The sequence below is a fragment of the Paenarthrobacter aromaticivorans genome, from assembly GCF_019038615.1.
GTDB lineage: Bacteria > Actinomycetota > Actinomycetes > Actinomycetales > Micrococcaceae > Arthrobacter > Arthrobacter aromaticivorans.
This window is the reverse complement of the sequence record NZ_JAHOPC010000001.1, coordinates 181,386-197,469: the sequence shown is the minus strand read 5'-3', so window position 1 is coordinate 197,469 and position 16,084 is coordinate 181,386. Positions and strand designations below refer to the sequence as shown.

At 61.6% G+C, this 16,084-nt stretch carries 15 protein-coding genes; 9 read left to right on the top strand and 6 right to left on the bottom strand.

Translation table 11 applies throughout. The features are described 5' to 3' along the window. Positions 1-6 precede the first annotated feature (6 nt). From KSW38_RS00910 to KSW38_RS00900, 3 genes are all read right to left on the bottom strand, one after another. Positions 7-834 carry a DUF1684 domain-containing protein gene (locus KSW38_RS00910; RefSeq protein WP_216921616.1) on the bottom strand — a complete coding sequence of 276 codons (828 nt, stop codon included), beginning with the start codon at positions 832-834 and terminating at the stop codon, positions 7-9. A gap of 273 nt (positions 835-1,107) precedes the next feature. After that, the gene (locus tag KSW38_RS00905; protein WP_216921613.1) at positions 1,108-2,457 is read right to left on the bottom strand and encodes an Ig-like domain-containing protein; all 1,350 of its coding nucleotides are present in this window, start codon (positions 2,455-2,457) and stop codon (positions 1,108-1,110) included. A 91-nt stretch (positions 2,458-2,548) separates the two neighbouring features. Next, positions 2,549-3,244, bottom strand: coding sequence for a hypothetical protein (locus KSW38_RS00900; protein ID WP_254185941.1), 696 nt, complete (start codon positions 3,242-3,244; stop codon positions 2,549-2,551). A gap of 296 nt (positions 3,245-3,540) precedes the next feature. On the opposite strand from KSW38_RS00900, the gene KSW38_RS00895 reads away from it, so the two are divergent. The 8 genes from KSW38_RS00895 to KSW38_RS00860 all read left to right on the top strand — a co-directional run bounded on the left by KSW38_RS00895 (position 3,541) and on the right by KSW38_RS00860 (position 13,129). Beyond that, entirely contained in the window at positions 3,541-5,070 is a 1,530-nt protein-coding gene (locus tag KSW38_RS00895; protein WP_216921605.1) for a sigma-70 family RNA polymerase sigma factor, read from the top strand. Positions 5,071-5,181: 111 nt separating this feature from the next. Then, positions 5,182-6,096, top strand: coding sequence for a PIG-L deacetylase family protein (locus tag KSW38_RS00890; RefSeq protein ID WP_223947926.1), 915 nt, complete (start codon positions 5,182-5,184; stop codon positions 6,094-6,096). After that, positions 6,096-7,019 (top strand): ATP-grasp domain-containing protein, encoded by a 924-nt coding sequence (locus tag KSW38_RS00885; protein ID WP_216921602.1) that lies wholly within the window; start codon positions 6,096-6,098, stop codon positions 7,017-7,019. The genes KSW38_RS00890 and KSW38_RS00885 overlap by 1 nt, the downstream gene beginning before the upstream one ends. Then, the gene (locus KSW38_RS00880; RefSeq protein ID WP_216921599.1) at positions 7,016-8,293 is read left to right on the top strand and encodes a glycosyltransferase family 2 protein; all 1,278 of its coding nucleotides are present in this window, start codon (positions 7,016-7,018) and stop codon (positions 8,291-8,293) included. Before KSW38_RS00885 ends, KSW38_RS00880 begins: the two co-directional genes overlap by 4 nt. Beyond that, complete coding sequence (locus KSW38_RS00875) at positions 8,290-9,417, top strand: hypothetical protein (RefSeq protein WP_254185940.1); 1,128 nt, start codon at positions 8,290-8,292, stop codon at positions 9,415-9,417. Before KSW38_RS00880 ends, KSW38_RS00875 begins: the two co-directional genes overlap by 4 nt. Before the next feature lie 43 nt (positions 9,418-9,460). Beyond that, the gene (locus tag KSW38_RS00870) at positions 9,461-9,790 is read left to right on the top strand and encodes a hypothetical protein (protein WP_216921598.1); all 330 of its coding nucleotides are present in this window, start codon (positions 9,461-9,463) and stop codon (positions 9,788-9,790) included. Between the two features lie 117 nt (positions 9,791-9,907). Beyond that, positions 9,908-12,706 (top strand): phosphoenolpyruvate carboxylase, encoded by a 2,799-nt coding sequence (ppc, locus tag KSW38_RS00865; RefSeq protein ID WP_216921595.1) that lies wholly within the window; start codon positions 9,908-9,910, stop codon positions 12,704-12,706. Between the two features lie 117 nt (positions 12,707-12,823). Next, positions 12,824-13,129 carry a hypothetical protein gene (locus tag KSW38_RS00860; RefSeq protein WP_216921592.1) on the top strand — a complete coding sequence of 102 codons (306 nt, stop codon included), beginning with the start codon at positions 12,824-12,826 and terminating at the stop codon, positions 13,127-13,129. A gap of 7 nt (positions 13,130-13,136) precedes the next feature. Here the strand turns inward: KSW38_RS00860 and KSW38_RS00855 are convergent, their stop codons facing one another. Beyond that, entirely contained in the window at positions 13,137-13,769 is a 633-nt protein-coding gene (locus tag KSW38_RS00855) for a DedA family protein (protein ID WP_216921589.1), read from the bottom strand. Between the two features lie 53 nt (positions 13,770-13,822). Here KSW38_RS00855 and KSW38_RS00850 point away from each other — a divergent pair, with 53 nt between their 5' ends. Then, complete coding sequence (locus KSW38_RS00850) at positions 13,823-14,353, top strand: O-acetyl-ADP-ribose deacetylase (RefSeq protein WP_216921586.1); 531 nt, start codon at positions 13,823-13,825, stop codon at positions 14,351-14,353. Positions 14,354-14,376: 23 nt separating this feature from the next. On the opposite strand, the gene KSW38_RS00845 is transcribed toward KSW38_RS00850, so the two are convergent. Beyond that, the gene (locus KSW38_RS00845) at positions 14,377-15,045 is read right to left on the bottom strand and encodes a hypothetical protein (RefSeq protein WP_216921583.1); all 669 of its coding nucleotides are present in this window, start codon (positions 15,043-15,045) and stop codon (positions 14,377-14,379) included. Between the two features lie 83 nt (positions 15,046-15,128). Next, entirely contained in the window at positions 15,129-16,079 is a 951-nt protein-coding gene (locus tag KSW38_RS00840) for an RluA family pseudouridine synthase (protein ID WP_216922776.1), read from the bottom strand. Positions 16,080-16,084: the final 5 nt, after the last annotated feature.

Sequence of the window (16,084 nt, the reverse complement as noted above, 5' to 3'; positions counted from 1 at the left end):
GGCGCTTTACTCCTGAGGGATCTTTTCGCCAGCCTCAACGCGGACATCAATGGAATTTCCGCGGACCGGCATCGGGCAGGTGCCATAAGGGGTAAAAGCGCTCGGGTAGTTGATGGCGCGGTTGAAATCGATCACCACGGATCCGTCCGGGCGTGGGCGGGGGATAAAAACCTTCCTCCACTCATCCGTGGTGTCGCCGTTGGTCTCATCATGGAAGGTCACGTTCAAGGCGCCGAGCTTCTCTTCCTCAGCATGGAGGCGGACTTCATGGGCAACGCCAGGAACCCGGAACACCACCTCCCCGACCGAACGATGAACGCCGTCCACCAAAGGGTTGGCCGTTCCGATAGGTACATCCACGGGCTGGTCATAGGGTTCGAACCGACCCTGAATCACCCAGTCCGGGTTGTAATCGTAGGTGGGAACCCCAGCGAAGTCCGTAAAAACGGGCGAGCCCGCGTCCCTGGTCCGGATGGCATACTTGTCCGCCCGCATCGCAAGCTCCACCACCACCTGCTTCCCGTCGGCACCGCCGTACTGCACCCACATGAGGGACTCTTCATCCTGCAAGGTCGCCGTCACTGTGCCATCAACGCTCTCGCCGGTCTCAACGAGGGTCAGGCCGTCCGCAGTGGTGGCCGTGAGGGTTGCAGTCGTGCCATCCGTTGACCACAGTCCCGGGGCAAACTCGACATCTGCCGGCTCCGACTCGAGCCACTGAAACGACGTCAGCGTCAGCCAGCCGTGATCCGAGGCCAGTGCTGCATTCCGTGACGCACGGAACCGCTCCCAACGGGCAAGCTGGGCGTCTGTTGCAGTGGTGGGCGAGCTCATGGTTCTCCTCGGCAGGTGTGAGCCGCGGTTGGCGGCTTTGCAATCTCCTCAACTATGCGCCGCACCGGTGCATTCCCGGAAGCGTGCAACCCCGAGCGCGCAACCCCGAGCGTGCTTCCGGAGGAGTACAACGATGGGCCGCGCATCGTGTGCACGGCCCATCGTTCGCTTGGAGCGCCATTCGCGGTGGAGCCTGTGAGTCCTCGCGGTCTTGTCTTGCATTCTTGCGTGGCTATTGGGATGTCGGTGCCATCGGACTCGGCCTTTTGCTATTTAGTGCTGACGACGAGCCGACCGCCGGACACCCAGGAAACCCAGCAACGATCCCAACGCCAAAAGTGCAGCGGCTGCGAAGACGAACACCGGGCTTTGAGCGCCCGTGGTAGCAAGCCGCTCTGGTCCCGGAACCTCTGCGGGCTGAGTCGGCTCGTCCGTGGCTACGAGTACCGGGCTTGTGGTGCTGGTGCTCGGGCTGGGTGTGGGTGTTGCTGTGCTGGGTGTGGGTGTGGGTGTGGGTGTTGCTGTGCTGGTGCTCGGGCTGGGTGTGGGTGTTGCTGTGCTGGGTGTGGGTGTGGGTGTGGGTGTGGGCGTTGCTGTGGCCGTGGGTGTTCCGGTGCTTGGGCTCGGCGTCGGTGTGGGTGTTGCCGTGGGGCTTGCCGTTCCGTCGCCTGTTCCGTCAGCACGGGTTCGCCGCGTTTCGGCACCGACAGGGGTTTCTTCACCCGCAATATTTACGGTTCCGCTGTTGGTGTAGACGTCCAGCTTCCTGTCCGTCACTTTGGTGACGACGAAGAGCTCTACCCGTTCACCCCTGGGCAGGCCCGTCCACCGCACAGTTGCTTCTTGGGGAGTGCACTCGACATTTGCGGGGTATAGCTCGTTGTCCATTGGCTCGGTGATGTTTCCGGAGCTGTTGACAACCCTGCCGACGCGCGGAGTGATGTGGTCGCAATCGATTTCCATGCCAGCGGCGGGCGTGTCCGTCACAACGACGTCGTTTGATTCTGAGGGCATTGGAGGCATGTAAAAGATGGATTCAAGTTCAGTTTGCGGAGCGTCGGCCCACCACATGGACTTGCCCGCCGAAGTAGGGGCAGCGGGATCGCAGTCCTGGGTGCATGGACCGTCGACATGGACAGGCACGCGTACCACTGTGGACCCCACGGTGAAGTTCACTTCCGTCGTTTCGCCGGTGCCCGGCTGCACAGCATATTGCGTGCTGAAATTACACGTCCCACCCACGTTGTTGGGATAGTCCGCCACGAAGTCGGTCAAGGTGAAGACCACTTGTCCGGCATCGTTGGCTGCCGCTTTGGCGACCGTTACGCCGTCGGCGTTGTCTAGATCAAATGACGCGGCACCAAACCAGCGAAGTTCCGGCGGCAGCTGCAGGTTGAAGGTATCGCCGGGCTGCGAGTTGTCAGGAACGGACCACTGACAGGTCAGGTCTACTTGGTCCCATTGGTTCGTGACCACTGAATCCGTGCTGATGGTGACCGCCGCGCCCGGGATCACGGCAGCATTCGCTGGCCCTGCCGACCAGGCGAGTCCGAAGGCTGTCACCACAACAGCCAGTAGTGCGGCCACCAGGGAGGCGGACTTTAGATGGAGCTGATTCTTCATGTGTTGGATGGTCCTTCGAATGCGGAAGCGTGTCTCGTCGCATGGTGAGTGGCGGCTCGACGCTGTTCGTGACGGCACCAACAGGCTTCACTCACATTGCTTCGGGAATGTAATCCTGAGGCGCTGGTTCTGAAGGGGCATTTGCCAACGGGAAGAACTGCATGCGCGCGGGCCGGAGAGCTCCTTCACCCAGGCTTTCCATGGCAGTCCTGCACTCCATGAGCTGCCCAAGATTGCCTGCTGAGAGGGGCAACAGCACGTGGACAGCGGAGTTCTTGTACATGGCCGTAGCACCTGTCCCGTGCAGCTGCCGTTGAACAGTTTCGCCGAGCCGCGCCAGAAGGGTCCAGCGATGGCCGCGGCTCTCAAGGGGTTGGGGCAGTGACAGGATCGCAAGAGCGTACGGGTGGGAACATGCCGTTCCAAAAATGGAGAGTTCGTGGATACGCCGCTGGAAATGGGCTTGCGTGGCCAGCCCGGTCTGAACGTCCGTGCACGAAATCGGCGGTGCGGATTCGGCGGCCTCTGCCCATCCTTCAGCCAGGGATTGGAGGGCCTCGATGTCCATGTTCCGGTCTGCTGCAAGGAAGAGTGCGCGGAAGTCCGTCATGGTTTCACTGATTCCAACGCCGTTCCGGGCTCGCGCCGCGCCCAAGGACCGTGCCGTAGGAGGTGGAACACTGGACCGAGTGGCCAGCGACGTCACCACCGTTCGGACCTCGGGCAGGAACCAGTCTGCAGGGAACCGCCAACCATGCTGATAGCTGGTGGTCTGCCATCTGCGCATCAACAGGTGTCGGGAAAATGTGCATTCAGCGAATGATTTTGTCCGGAACGATGTCATATCCGAATAGTGCGTCCGAATAAGGATTCATGACGAAAAGCGGTATAAGGATCTCTTTGGTAAAGAGTCTATACAAATTCGCGTCATGACCTGGGCTTGGTGCCCACTGCGTATATATGGGCACGATTTTTTACGTTGTGGGGGTGCCTTAAATGGCATCCGGGACAGGTACTGACAACGCTTCCAGCGCAGGAGTTGAGAGCGACGGTCATCTTATCGGGTTAGTGCGTGGCGGTGACATGTCCGCATTCGACGAACTGTATGAACGTCATGTGTCTGTCGCGTCCACAGTGGCCCGGCGAAACGTGGACAATCCAAGCGACGCCGAGGATGTTGTGGCCGAGGCTTTCCAAGCCGTATTGCAGAGCCTGGTTGCGGGACGGGGGCCGGACAACTTCTTCAGGGCGTACCTGCTGTCCACTGTCACCCGCCTGTCACATCATCGGAACCGGAAGGCCGGGCGGTCGCTGCCCAGCAGTGACGACGCCATTCTTGACCGTACGTTGCCGGATCCCGACGCCGTAGTCAAAGCCTTCGAATCGCATACGGTGGCAAAGGCATTTCGCGCGCTTCCCGAACGGTGGCAGGCCGTGCTGTGGTATCTGGACGTGGAAAGAATGAAGCCAGCGGCGGTGGCACCACTACTGGGTCTGTCTGCGAATGCCGTGTCAGCACTGGCGCTCCGGGCACGGGAAGGCCTAAGGCGGCAATACCTGCAGGCCCACGTGGCGGAAGAACTGGACAGTGAGTGCGCCGGATTCGCATCAAAGCTCGGTACATTCATTCGAGGAGGACTTTCAAGGATTGCTGAACGCAAAATGCGTCAACACCTTAGTGGTTGCTCGAAATGCACCGGCGCCCTCTCGGAACTAAAGGACGTTCAGGGAACCATGCGGGCTGTGCTTATCCCGCTGGTAACTGGCATACCTCTCGCCACCTTGGCAGCCAAGGGTGCCGGATTAGGTTTTCTGGGCGGGCTGGTCCCCATCAAGGCGGCGATCGTGGTGCCGGCTATTGGGCAACCAGCGGTAATGGCCATGGTAGCGGTGGCCGGTTTGGGCCTGGCTCTAGGCGCGGTTGGAATCGTTGGTCGCTTGACGCCGGATGTCCCTATGGAGCAGTTGGCCATTGAGACAAGTTCCTCCCGTCAGGAGTCATTTGTAGGGGCCCCCGCCCCAACTCCCACGGCGACCCCGCTACCGAGCTTGCCATCGCCTGTGTCACCAGCCGCGGTTGAGCCAGCGCCGTCAGACGCCGGGCGCGAGGAGTCAAACGCTGGGCCCGAGGAGTCAAACGCCGGGGCCGAACCCGTGGTCGCTGCCCCGGTACCGTCGGGCGTGGAATCCCAGCCGGCGCCTCAACAGTCTGCTCCCTCGCCGGACCCGGCCTCGCCAGCGGCAACAGCCCTTCCCGCGTCACTTGTAGCGGTGACAGCGTCGGTGCGGATACCAAAGGACCGTGGTGCGGGCATGACGGCCATGGAGGTGGATTTTGGGATCGGCGGCTCACAGTCCCTGGGACCGGCCAAAGCCGTGTTCTCAGTGGAGATGGATGCACGGATCCAGGAGAGTTCGCTGCTTGCCCCGGAGGGGTGGTCCTGCTCCATGGAGGGGCGGACGGCCGTCACCTGCATTACAGCTTCGGCCCGGCGGAACGACCTCCATTTTCAGGTGTCCGCCCAGTCCAAGCGTAAAAAGGGCGCCGGTGTCCTGACATATTCCTTGAGTGGGAGCGGTCTTGCAGCGGGCGAATTTGTGCACAAGTACTGACCACGAATCATTGCCAGATACAGCGTCACGAACCTATTGCGACGGCCACTAACTCAGAGGCGGTGCCCTGAGAAGGCAGCCGCCCTTTTATCTGTGCAATTTAGGGGAAATATGAAAGCAACGTTGTTGGCCGTTGCAGGCTTGCTGGGCGCGTTGGCGGCGGTTTGGGCTTTGGTCCCGATCGGTCAAAAATGGTTCGTCCGCAGGTTCAGCTCGCCGCATGGCCTCCGATGGGCCATGGCAAGTTTGGGCGCCCTGTTGCTGCTGTCACTGGTGGGGTGCGCAATGGAGCCGGCGCACCGCCCGTGGCTTGAGGTCGTAGTCCTGCTTACAGGAGCGGGGTTGATTGTGGGCTTTCTTGTCGCGCCCGCCTTCAGGATTCACCACGGTGTGGCCTTGCAACCCCGAAGGGTGCTGGCCATAGGAGCCCACCCTGACGATCTGGAATTGGCCTGCGGTGCAACCCTCGCCAAATTGGCCGATGCCGGGCACGAAGTCCGAACCATGGTGATGAGCTCAGGCGGCAAGGGAGGCGACAGCGCCATCCGTGTGACCGAAGCCGCGTCAGGCTCGGATTTCATGGGTGCCTCCAAGGTGCATGTCCACGACTTTACGGACACCAGCCTCGCGGAACATGGGGATGAAATGGTCCAGGCGATTGAGGCTGTGATGGGCGATTTCCGCCCCGACGTTGTGATTACCCATTCCCGTAACGATTATCACCAGGACCATCAGGCCGTACACAGTGCGACCATGCGGGCAGCCCGCCAGCACTCCTCCATCCTGTGCTTCGAGAGTCCCTCATCTACACGGCAGTTCGATCCCAGCGTCTTCGTGGATATCGCGGGGTATGTGGACGTAAAGATTCACGCCGTTGCCATGCACCGGAACCAAAAGGGCAAGCCTTACATGAGTGCAGAAAGAGTACGCAGCCTCGCAGCGTTCAGGGGCTCGCAAGTGAAGACCACGTATGCAGAGGGTTTCGAACCTGTTCGACTGCTTGGCTCGGCCGTAGGGGAGTTCTGATGGTTCGGGTACTCGTAACAGGCGTTGGAGGACCAGCTGGCTCCTCCTTGGCGCGCCAGCTAAGAGAACTGGGGCATTGGGTCCTGGGCGTTGATATGCAAGCGGTCAACGGTTCCGCGGCTCACATGGTCTCCTTGGTATCGGCCTCCAGTTCTCCCGACTACCTATGGGAACTGCGGGGACTTGTGGGCGCCCATGGCATCGATCTTGTGGTGCCCACCGTCAGCGATGAACTCGTCCTGGTTTCCGAAGCCCGGCAAGGCTTCACTCCTAATGTCGAGGTCCTTATTGCCGACCCCGCACCCGTTCGAATCGCGAATGACAAATTCCTCACCATGACGTGCCTCGCCAATGCAGGCGTCGCTGTCCCCGATTTCGGGTTGCCCGGCGATTTCGCCTCTGTCGATCAGGCGATGGCGCGGCTAGGGGGATCCCTAGTGGTCAAGCCACGCATTTCCCGCGGGGGACGCGGGGTTCAGGTACTGGAAAAGACTGCCGACGGCGGCCGGAACGCCGCCCACGTCTGGTCCTCCTTGGACGATTCCTGGATTGTGCAACGATTCGCACCTGGAACGGAGTACGCGCCCGTGGTCCTCCGCCACAGGCCTGAGCCGGGCCAGGACGATCTTGTGGTGGTGCTGGAGAAGACGGAACTCAAAGAGGGACGCGTGGGTAATGCCGTGTCTGTCAGGAGGGTCGAGGGCGCCGAGAGCGCCGATGTGGCCCAATTGGCCGATTCAGCCGTGACAGCGCTCGGGTTGATAGGACCCATCGACGTGGACGTGCGCCGCCTGCAGGACGGAAGTCCGGTGGTACTGGAGATCAACGCGAGGTTCGGTGCAAACAGTGCGTTCGCCCCCGAACTCCTGGAGAACGTCCTGGACCGATTTGTCGCCGGTCGAATGACCGGAAGGCCTGCGTGACACCTCTTGATGCTGCCCTGGCGTTTGTCCAGGTTGGGGGCGTGCTGATTCTCAGTTTCGGAGTGGTCAAGATCGTCTACGTTCCACTGGCCTTGTATTTCAACCGGCTTTACCGTTCCAACTCTGCCAAGCATCGCTACTCCGTCATCACTGACCGGCCCCTGGTCTCTGTGATCGTGCCCGGCTATAACGAGGCCGTGGTGATCACCAGTTGCGTCGAGTCGATACTTGCCAGCCGCTATTTACGCTTGGAAGTGATTCTGGTGGACGACGGTTCCACTGATTCCACCGCCAGCATCATGGCAGGACTTGCAGATCAGTATGATCGGGTCCGATTTCTCACCCAAGCGAATGCAGGGAAAGGCGCTGCGCTCAACTATGGCATCGCCGAGGCCAATGGAGACATCCTGATGTTTGTCGACGCCGATGGGATATTTGCCCCCGACACCCTGATGCGCATGCTCGAGGGTTTTGATCACGCCAAGGTGGGAGCGGTATGCGGCGACGACCGGCCGGTTAACCTGAATCGCGTTCAAACGATGATGCTTGCCGTCCTAAGCCACGTCGGGACAGGCCTGGTCCGTAGGGCCTTGTCCTTGTTGCATTGCCTGCCAATCGTCTCCGGGAATATAGGTGCCTTCCGCCGTGACGTAGTCCAACTGGTAGGCGGTTTTCACGAGGATACGCTCGGTGAGGATCTTGAGCTCACTTGGCGTGTCTATAAGGCTGGCTACCGGGTGAGGTTCCAGCCCTCAGCCCTGGTCTATGCCGAGTCGCCGTCAACGATGGGCGGATTGTGGCGGCAGCGCGTTCGGTGGTCGCGGGGCCTGCTCCAGACGCTCCGGATGCATATCGGGATGCTTGGGCGGCGGCGTTACGGGCTGTTTGGCATGTTTCTTTTGTTCAACGCCATCACCATGGTGGTGATTCCTGTGCTGCAACTTGCCATTTTGGCGGTGCTGCCGTTCCTCTACCTTGCCGGTTCAGGTCCCGTACCCGCTGAAGTCCTCGCCATTCTTGGCTGGTTGGGACTGTTTGTGTCCTTGGCTCTGATTGTGTTCTCCATTGGCCTCAACCGTTCATGGAAGGACCTTCGCTTTCTATGGACGCTGCCCCTGTGGCCCCTGTATTCGGTATTCGTTGGCCTGGCTCTAGCCAGCGCAATCATCAAGGAGATCCGCGGCACCCCTGCCGTCTGGAACAAGCTCCAACGGACGGGCGTTATTTCCGTAACTGCCACAGAGGCCGGCCCCCGCTACGAGGCAGGCGTATGAAGGCTCTTGGATCCACGATGCTGGTTGCCAGGCTAAGTGCTGCCCTGGTGGGCTCCGTTCTCCTTGGCGTTGCGTTGACGGGTGTCGCTGCATGCGCAGAAGAACCGGAGCATCGTCCTACGGACCGCATGGTGAATCTTGGCTTTGAGGACGTCATCAACGAGGACCCGTCGCACCTTGTGGATTTGGCGGAACGATTGGAAGCTGTGGACGCCACCGCCGTATCGATCTCCGTGGGACGCACAGATTGGACGGCCTTTCCCTGGCCCGGCCAAACCGACGCGATCTCTGATGAGGTTTCCCGCACTGGGCGGGACTTCGTGGGGGAGGCGATCTCAGCATTGGCGAAAAATGGCAAGGAACGTGATGTGATCCTCACGATCGACGTCCTGTTGGGCCGTGCGCTGAGTGAGGACCCCTCCCTGGCGGGTCGGAATATCGCTGGGGAGCGGTCCAAAGCCTTTGCCAGTGTGTCGTCCCTGCGGCACGGCAAGGCCGGTGCCCGACTGGCTTCCTTGGCTGCTGCCGTCGCGAAGAAGTACCGGCCCACGGCGGTGAATCTCACGGAATTGATGTTCGATGATTTCACCTTTGGCAGTGAAGACTTCGATGACTTCAAAGCCACCACCGGAGAAGATGACTGGCCCAGAAACCGCGAAGGCGGGATCGACCAATCGGATGCCCGGATCAGCACGTGGCGGAGCGAAGCCATGGCTGACATCGTGCGCAGGGTGGGAGCCGCCGTCGACCCCTATGGTGTCCGGCTGGAGATGGATGTGCGCTCGCCGCGGGATTCACCGTCGGCGGACCGCGCCGACAGCGGCCATGACTACGACCTCTTGCTCAAGCAGCTCGATCGGCTCCACGTTTGGGAGTACGTAGGAATTAACGCCGAGCGCTCGCCGCAGACGAAGGATCTCGCAAAAGCCCTGACCCGCCGCGCGGGCTCCCGCATGTCATTGTCTGTCGGTCTCTGGTCCGATGACGGCACGATCTCCCCGGAAAGGTTCGAAACCGCTTTGCGCGAGGCTGCCCGGGGCGGGGCCACATCCGTGTCCGTGACGCCCGCAAGCCTCATGACCGCCGGTCATTGGGAGGTCTTGCGGAACGCTTGGGCCCGGTAATTACGGTCTGTCCGGTGCCCATCCCGAGGCGTACCCTGAGCGCATGGGCATGGAATCCGTAATGGCGGCAGTGGTAAGCCTTGCACTGATTGTGGGGTCGGTTTGGGCTGGCACGCGGCTGGTGCAGAAGGGCGTTTCCGCGAAGGGGGCAACGGGCACGCTCGGGAGTGTCCTTTCCATGATCGAGCCGTCCACTGGTGCGCCGACCAAAATTGAGGCCGCGGCAGCCCGCGAGGAGATGCGGCAGCGAAGGCACGAGAAATTGGTAGCCGGCCCCGGCACCGCAGAGGTCAGTCTGTTCGCCGGGAAGGTGGTCCTGCCGCCGTCGGCCGACAGGATAGCCAAGCAGCAGTCCGGGGACGCCAAAATCTGAGACGTATTCCCGCAGTAGAGTCCTGTGCGGGTAAGATCCCGTAGGAAACATTAGTAACCCGGCTCACAGTATCCAGCGCAGTGTACGAGCCAAACCAGATCCCGAAGGTAAGCATCCATGGTTCACACTGCCCATCAAGACACCGATCTCGCAGCAGAACTGCGGGCCGACGTGCGCCGCGTTTCCACCCTGTTGGGTGAGTCCCTGGTGCGACAACACGGCCCGGAATTGCTGCAGCTCGTGGAGCAGGTCCGCCTGCTGACGAAGGAATCCAAAGAAGCCGCACGGGGCGGGGCGGACGCGACCGGTCCATGGAGCGCGCACGACGTCGTAGCCCAGGTCCGCGAGTTGCTCGCCTCCCTCCCGCTGGACCAGGCGACGGATCTGGTCCGTGCCTTCGCGTTCTATTTCCACCTCAGCAATGCAGCCGAGCAGGTCCACCGCGTCCGCGGGCTGAGGACCCGACAGGAGAAGGACGGCTGGCTTGCGAAGGCCGTTACGGAAATTGCCGGCCAGGCTGGGCCGCAGGTCCTTCAGGATGTTGTGAACGAGCTCGATGTGCGGCCCATTTTCACGGCACATCCCACGGAGGCCTCGCGACGCTCAGTGCTGGACAAGGTCCGCAAGCTCTCTGACGTGTTGGCCCAGCCCACGGAAGAGGGAACCTCTGCCCGACGCCGCCAGGATCGCCAACTCTCGGAAATCATCGACCAAATGTGGCAGACCGATGAGCTTCGCCAGGTCCGGCCGACGCCCGTGGATGAAGCGCGGAACGCGATCTATTACCTGAACAGCATCCTCACCGATGCCATGCCGGAGATGCTGACTGACCTCTCTGAACTCCTTGCCGAGCACGGCGTGGTCCTGCCCGCTGCCAGCGCGCCGCTGCGTTTCGGTTCCTGGATCGGTGGCGACCGCGATGGAAACCCGAACGTTACCGCGGCAGTTACACGCGAAATCCTGCAGTTGCAGAACCAGAACGCGGTTCGGATCAGTATCGCGCTGATCGACGAGCTGATCTCGGTCCTGTCCAACTCCACCGCGTTGTTCGGGGCTGACCAAGAGCTGCTGGATTCGATCGACGTGGACCTCAAGAACCTCCCCGGTCTGGACAAGCGCATCCTGGAGCTGAATGCCCAGGAGCCTTATCGACTCAAGCTCACGTGTATCAAGGCCAAGCTCATCAATACGGGCCGCCGCGTTTCCGCCTCGACCTATCATGAGCCCGGGCGGGACTACTCCACCACAAGTGAGCTGTTGGCCGAGTTCGGCCTGCTCGAAGCCTCGCTCCGGAACCACGCTGCGGGTCTTGTTGCCGACGGCGCCTTGGCCCGTGTTCGCCGTGCGATCGCAGCCTTCGGCCTTCACCTGGCAACCCTGGACATCCGTGAGCATGCCGATTACCACCACGATGCCGTCGGACAGCTCGTGGACCGTCTTGGTAGCGAGAAGCCATACGCCTCCTTGACCCGTGAGGAACGTTTCGAATTCCTTGGAGCCGAGCTGGCCTCACGCCGTCCACTCTCCGGCCACCCGATCAAGCTCGACGGCGCCGCGGATGGCACCTACGACGTCTTCCGGAGCATCCGCCAGGCCCTGCACACTTACGGTCCGGACGTTGTGGAAACATACATCATTTCCATGACCCGGGGCGCCGACGACGTCCTGGCCGCCGCTGTGCTGGCACGCGAGGCCGGTTTGATTGACCTCTTCGGGGAAAAGGCGCACGCCAAGATCGGCTTTGCACCGCTGCTGGAAACCGTGGAGGAGCTCCGCGCATCCGCTGAGATTGTGGATCAGTTGCTCTCGGATCCCTCCTACCGTGAACTGGTCCGTCTCCGCGGCGACGTCCAGGAAATCATGCTCGGGTACTCCGATTCCAACAAGGAATCCGGTGTGATGACCAGCCAGTGGGAGATCCACAAGACCCAACGGAAGCTGCGCGATGTGGCTGCCAAGCACGGCGTGAGGGTCCGCCTGTTCCATGGCCGTGGTGGTTCCGTAGGCCGTGGTGGTGGTCCTACGTATGACGCCATCATGGCCCAGCCCAATGGTGTGCTCGAGGGCGAAATCAAGTTCACCGAGCAGGGCGAGGTCATCTCGGACAAGTACTCACTTCCCGAGCTTGCCCGCGAGAACCTTGAGCTGTCCTTGGCAGCCGTCATGCAGGGCTCTGCCTTGCACCGGACTCCGCGAACCTCCGAAAACGAGCGCGAGCGCTACGCGAACGTCATGGAAACCATTTCCGATGCTGCCTTTGCACGCTACCGGGCATTGATCGACGACGCCGATCTTCCGGCCTATTTCCTGGCGTCCACGCCCGTGGAGCAGCTGGGTTCCTTGAATATCGGATCGCGACCCTCCAAGCGTCCTGATTCGGGTGCTGGCCTGGGTGGGCTTCGCGCCATCCCGTGGGTGTTCGGTTGGACGCAGTCGCGCCAGATCGTTCCCGGCTGGTTTGGTGTGGGCTCAGGCCTGAAAGCGGCACGGGAAGCCGGTGACGCTGAGCAGCTTATGGAAATGATGGATCGTTGGCATTTCTTCCGGTCGGTCATCTCCAACGTCGAAATGACGTTGGCCAAGACCGACATGGAAATCGCGGGACACTACGTTTCTTCCTTGGTTCCTGAGGAACTGCACCGCTTGTTCCACATGATCCGGGACGAGTACGAGCTCACAGTTGCTGAAATCGAGCGGCTGACCGGGGAGATTGAACTCCTTGACGCCCAGCCCACCCTGAAGCGATCGCTGGAAATCCGTGATCAGTATCTGGACCCGATCAGTTACTTGCAGGTGGAGCTGCTTCGCCGTGTCCGCGAGGAATCGGTGTCCGGCGCAGAGATTGATGAACGGCTTCAGCGCGCCATGCTGATAACCGTCAACGGTGTTGCGGCCGGCCTTCGGAACACAGGCTAGACGCTCTCGCACATCCTCTTGGTTTTTCCCGAACGCTCTCTCACCCCTCGAAATGCCGATCGGGGTGGGGGAGCGTTCCGGCTTAAAGCACCTGCGCCTGAGCGTTAGGGTTGTTGGATGCCGTCGTTCCAGACCAAGTTGAAGATCACTGGCCTCAAGCCTGGCAACCCTCCCGAGTCGGTCATGGCGGCGGCCATCGAAGCTTTGGAAACCCGCCATCATGTCGAATCGAACCAGCTCGATATCGTGGGAGGGGTCCCGCAGCTCAGCCTCCGCTTCATGGTGGATGCCCGCGATTACACGGGTGAGAACGACGAAGCGCGGACCTCCGCTGCCATGATGCGCGACGCCGTCGAACGCGTTGCGCTGACCGGGAGCCTCTACGTGCTGCGCCGCAGCCGCGGACGCTGGGCGCCGATCTAGGCAGACGCTATTCCGGTTGGGGTACGTCGCCGTCGAACGGTTCATCAACAGGGGAGCGGTTCCCGCGCCGCCGCGTGACGATCAGCCCCACCACTACGCCGATGACCAGGCCGACGCCCACTCCGATCAGTGAGCTGGCCCAGAACGGGAGTTTGGTTGTAGAGCCCGTAAAGTAGCCCAGGCCTACTTGCCACACGGCCCAAAGCACTGCGCCCAGTCCGGCGCAGAGGCTGAAACCGCGGACAGAGACGTTGGCGATTCCGGCCGCGGACGAGGTTGCGAGCCTGCCGCCAGGAACGAACCGGGCACCGATGATAGCCCCATAAGTGGAGGATCGGCCTGCCTTGGCGATGGCCTCGTGGATTCCACGGTGGACTTTCCGGCCCCATGCCCAGCGATCCAGTACGTGGCTCACCCGCCGCTTGAACAGCAAGTAGACTGCCATGTCTCCGAGCCAGGACGCGAAAGCTGCAAGCAGCAGGATGAGCCAGAAATTGGCGTGTCCGTCGGCTGCCAGCGCTCCGCCGGTGATGACCACCATTTCGGACGGGATCGGCGGGAAGATGGCATCGCCCAGGACCATGGGAACGATCCACAAGTAAATTGCGGATCCCCACGTGTCGGGGGCGATGAAGTCCATTCGCACAAGGTACCGCACTTGCCGGTCTCGCCGCTCGGCGGGAGACTGGCGCAATGCAGATCAAAATCATGCACGCGGACATCACCACGCGCGACGTCGACGCGATCGTCAACGCGGCCAACTCGTCATTGCTCGGTGGAGGGGGAGTGGACGGCGCCATCCACAGGGCCGCCGGGCCAGAACTGCTTGAGGCCTGTCGCGAGGTTCGTCGCACCAAAGTGCCGGACGGGCTGCCGGTCGGCGCCGCCGTCGTGACTCCCGGGTTCAGGCTCCCGGCGCGCTGGGTGATTCATACTGTGGGTCCCAACCGGCACGCTGGCCAAACCGATCCTGCTCTGCTCGCCTCTTGCTTCCGGGAAAGCCTGATTACGGTGGGTGCACGGTCCGTCGCTTTTCCGGCGATCAGCGCCGGAATCTATGGTTGGGATGCCCGAGAGGTCGCGGAAGTAGCGTTCGACGCCGTGGGCTCGTTTTCGTCTGCGTCTTCAGAAGGTGCCGCGAGGGACGGCGGACTTGAGCTGGTGGAGTTCGTGCTGTTTTCCGCGGATACGACGGCGATCTTCCGGTCTGTGTTGCAGTCCTGACCGGCCGCTGGGCTGCTCGTCGTTCAGGCGGGTTCGGGACGGCCCATAGGTGCACCGCCCGCCGGTTGGACCGCGCCTTTATGGCGCAGGAACCTGCCTGCTTTGAAGTACCAGTATGGCCACGCCACCCACGACGCCGAACCGGCAACGAAGCCAGCCCCCATGACCACATATTTCAGCCATTCCGGGCCGGGTATCAGGTAGCCAAGGCCGGCCACGGGCAGCCCCACAAGCAGTGCACCCCCGATGAACCGTCCAAGTTGTGCCAGTTCCCGGGGGTATCGATCAACGCTGCGAAGTTTGTTGTTTGCCACCAAAAACCATGCGGCCTGGACGGTAATGGCAGCAACGGACACCACGGTAGATGGTGTGAAGTCCAGGACTTTGAACACCAGCAGTGCGGAACTTGCTGCGCCGGCAGCACAAGCGCCCACAGTGATCCATTTCAACGGCCCATTCCAACGGGATTCGGGAAGACGTTTGTGCACTTGGAGGATCACCGGAATGACCAGGACGTTGAATACAGCTCCGGTGGCGTCGTTGATGGTCCCAAACACGAAGGGGCCGCCCTTGGGCACTTCAATGGCAAACATGGCGCCAAGCGTAAGAACCCCTGCCACGCCCACCGCAGCGGCAGAGTAGGCGAAGACGGATGCAGTCTTAGCGCCTGGGACCTCAACGAAACTATCCATCAGACGCTCCCGGATGCTGCCCAGCAGAATCATGGTAGACCCGGGCCCAACCTGAAGGAATAGGTTCTCCCTCCGGGGCGGGCTCAGCCGTGGGCTTCGCTGAGTTCCAGTTGGCTACGGTATTCCACGCGCTCCTTGGTGATGGGATCCACGAAGGTGATGCCGCGGGCCAGCAATTGAAGCGGCTTGCTGTAGTCGTCCGGGGCCTTGTCCAGGAGGTCCGGATAGAAGGCGTCGTTGACGATGCCCAGACCCAGCGATGCCATGTGGACCCGGAGCTGATGCGTTTTGCCGGTGTGCGGTTCAAGCCTGTACAGGGCACGGGGAGAAGTAGCCGTGCCATCGGTAGCGTCACCGGCGTCGAACGTCCTGACCCGTTCGATGCGCGTTTCCGCGTTCGGTTCGCCGTCGATAACTTCGGCGAGCAGATAGCTGCGGGACTTGGTCATGCGGTTGCGGACCACTACGGGGAATTCGACGGCGGGATAGCCGTCCGCTGGCGCCGCGGCGGACACACACTCGTATTCCTTCTGGACCTGGCGTTTCTCAAAGAGAACCTGGTACCGGCCGCGGGTCTCGGGGTTGGTTGAGAGCAGCAAAATGCCGGCGGTCATGCGGTCGAGGCGGTGCATCGGAATGAGGTCAGGAAGATCGAGGAGGTTCCGCAGGCGGACCAAGGCGGACTCTTGGATGTACGTGCCGCCGGGCGTTGTGGGCAGGAAATGCGGCTTGTCCACCACGAGGATGTGTTCGTCTTGGTGCAGGATGTTGATTTCCACGGGCAGGCGGGTCTCCGGAGGGAGTGTCCGGTAATACCAAATGAAGGTGTGGTCCTCGAGCTTGGTGCTTCGGTTCAGGCGCACTCCGCCTTCGCCAACGATCTCGCCGGCATCGAAGCGGTCCTCGATGCCTTGGGGGTCGATGTGCCCCCAGCGATGCATCATGTAGTCCATCGCCGTATCCCATGGCCCTTCGTCCGGGAGGCGCAGGCGGGTTGCGTTTACGCCGTCGCGCACGGGAAGGGGGGATTGCATCACCG

Bases quoted from the DNA above. Each gene is read 5' to 3' on its own strand.
- KSW38_RS00910 (WP_216921616.1), bottom strand. From the start codon at position 834: ATGAGCTCGCCCACCACTGCAACAGACGCCCAGCTTGCCCGTTGGGAG.
- KSW38_RS00905 (WP_216921613.1), bottom strand. From the start codon at position 2,457: ATGAAGAATCAGCTCCATCTAAAGTCCGCCTCCCTGGTGGCCGCACTA.
- KSW38_RS00900 (WP_254185941.1), bottom strand. From the start codon at position 3,244: ATGCGCAGATGGCAGACCACCAGCTATCAGCATGGTTGGCGGTTCCCT.
- KSW38_RS00895 (WP_216921605.1), top strand. From the start codon at position 3,541: ATGTCCGCATTCGACGAACTGTATGAACGTCATGTGTCTGTCGCGTCC.
- KSW38_RS00890 (WP_223947926.1), top strand. From the start codon at position 5,182: ATGAAAGCAACGTTGTTGGCCGTTGCAGGCTTGCTGGGCGCGTTGGCG.
- KSW38_RS00885 (WP_216921602.1), top strand. From the start codon at position 6,096: ATGGTTCGGGTACTCGTAACAGGCGTTGGAGGACCAGCTGGCTCCTCC.
- KSW38_RS00875 (WP_254185940.1), top strand. From the start codon at position 8,290: ATGAAGGCTCTTGGATCCACGATGCTGGTTGCCAGGCTAAGTGCTGCC.
- KSW38_RS00870 (WP_216921598.1), top strand. From the start codon at position 9,461: ATGGGCATGGAATCCGTAATGGCGGCAGTGGTAAGCCTTGCACTGATT.
- ppc (WP_216921595.1), top strand. From the start codon at position 9,908: ATGGTTCACACTGCCCATCAAGACACCGATCTCGCAGCAGAACTGCGG.
- KSW38_RS00860 (WP_216921592.1), top strand. From the start codon at position 12,824: ATGCCGTCGTTCCAGACCAAGTTGAAGATCACTGGCCTCAAGCCTGGC.
- KSW38_RS00855 (WP_216921589.1), bottom strand. From the start codon at position 13,769: ATGGACTTCATCGCCCCCGACACGTGGGGATCCGCAATTTACTTGTGG.
- KSW38_RS00850 (WP_216921586.1), top strand. From the start codon at position 13,823: ATGCAGATCAAAATCATGCACGCGGACATCACCACGCGCGACGTCGAC.
- KSW38_RS00845 (WP_216921583.1), bottom strand. From the start codon at position 15,045: ATGGATAGTTTCGTTGAGGTCCCAGGCGCTAAGACTGCATCCGTCTTC.
- KSW38_RS00840 (WP_216922776.1), bottom strand. From the start codon at position 16,079: ATGCAATCCCCCCTTCCCGTGCGCGACGGCGTAAACGCAACCCGCCTG.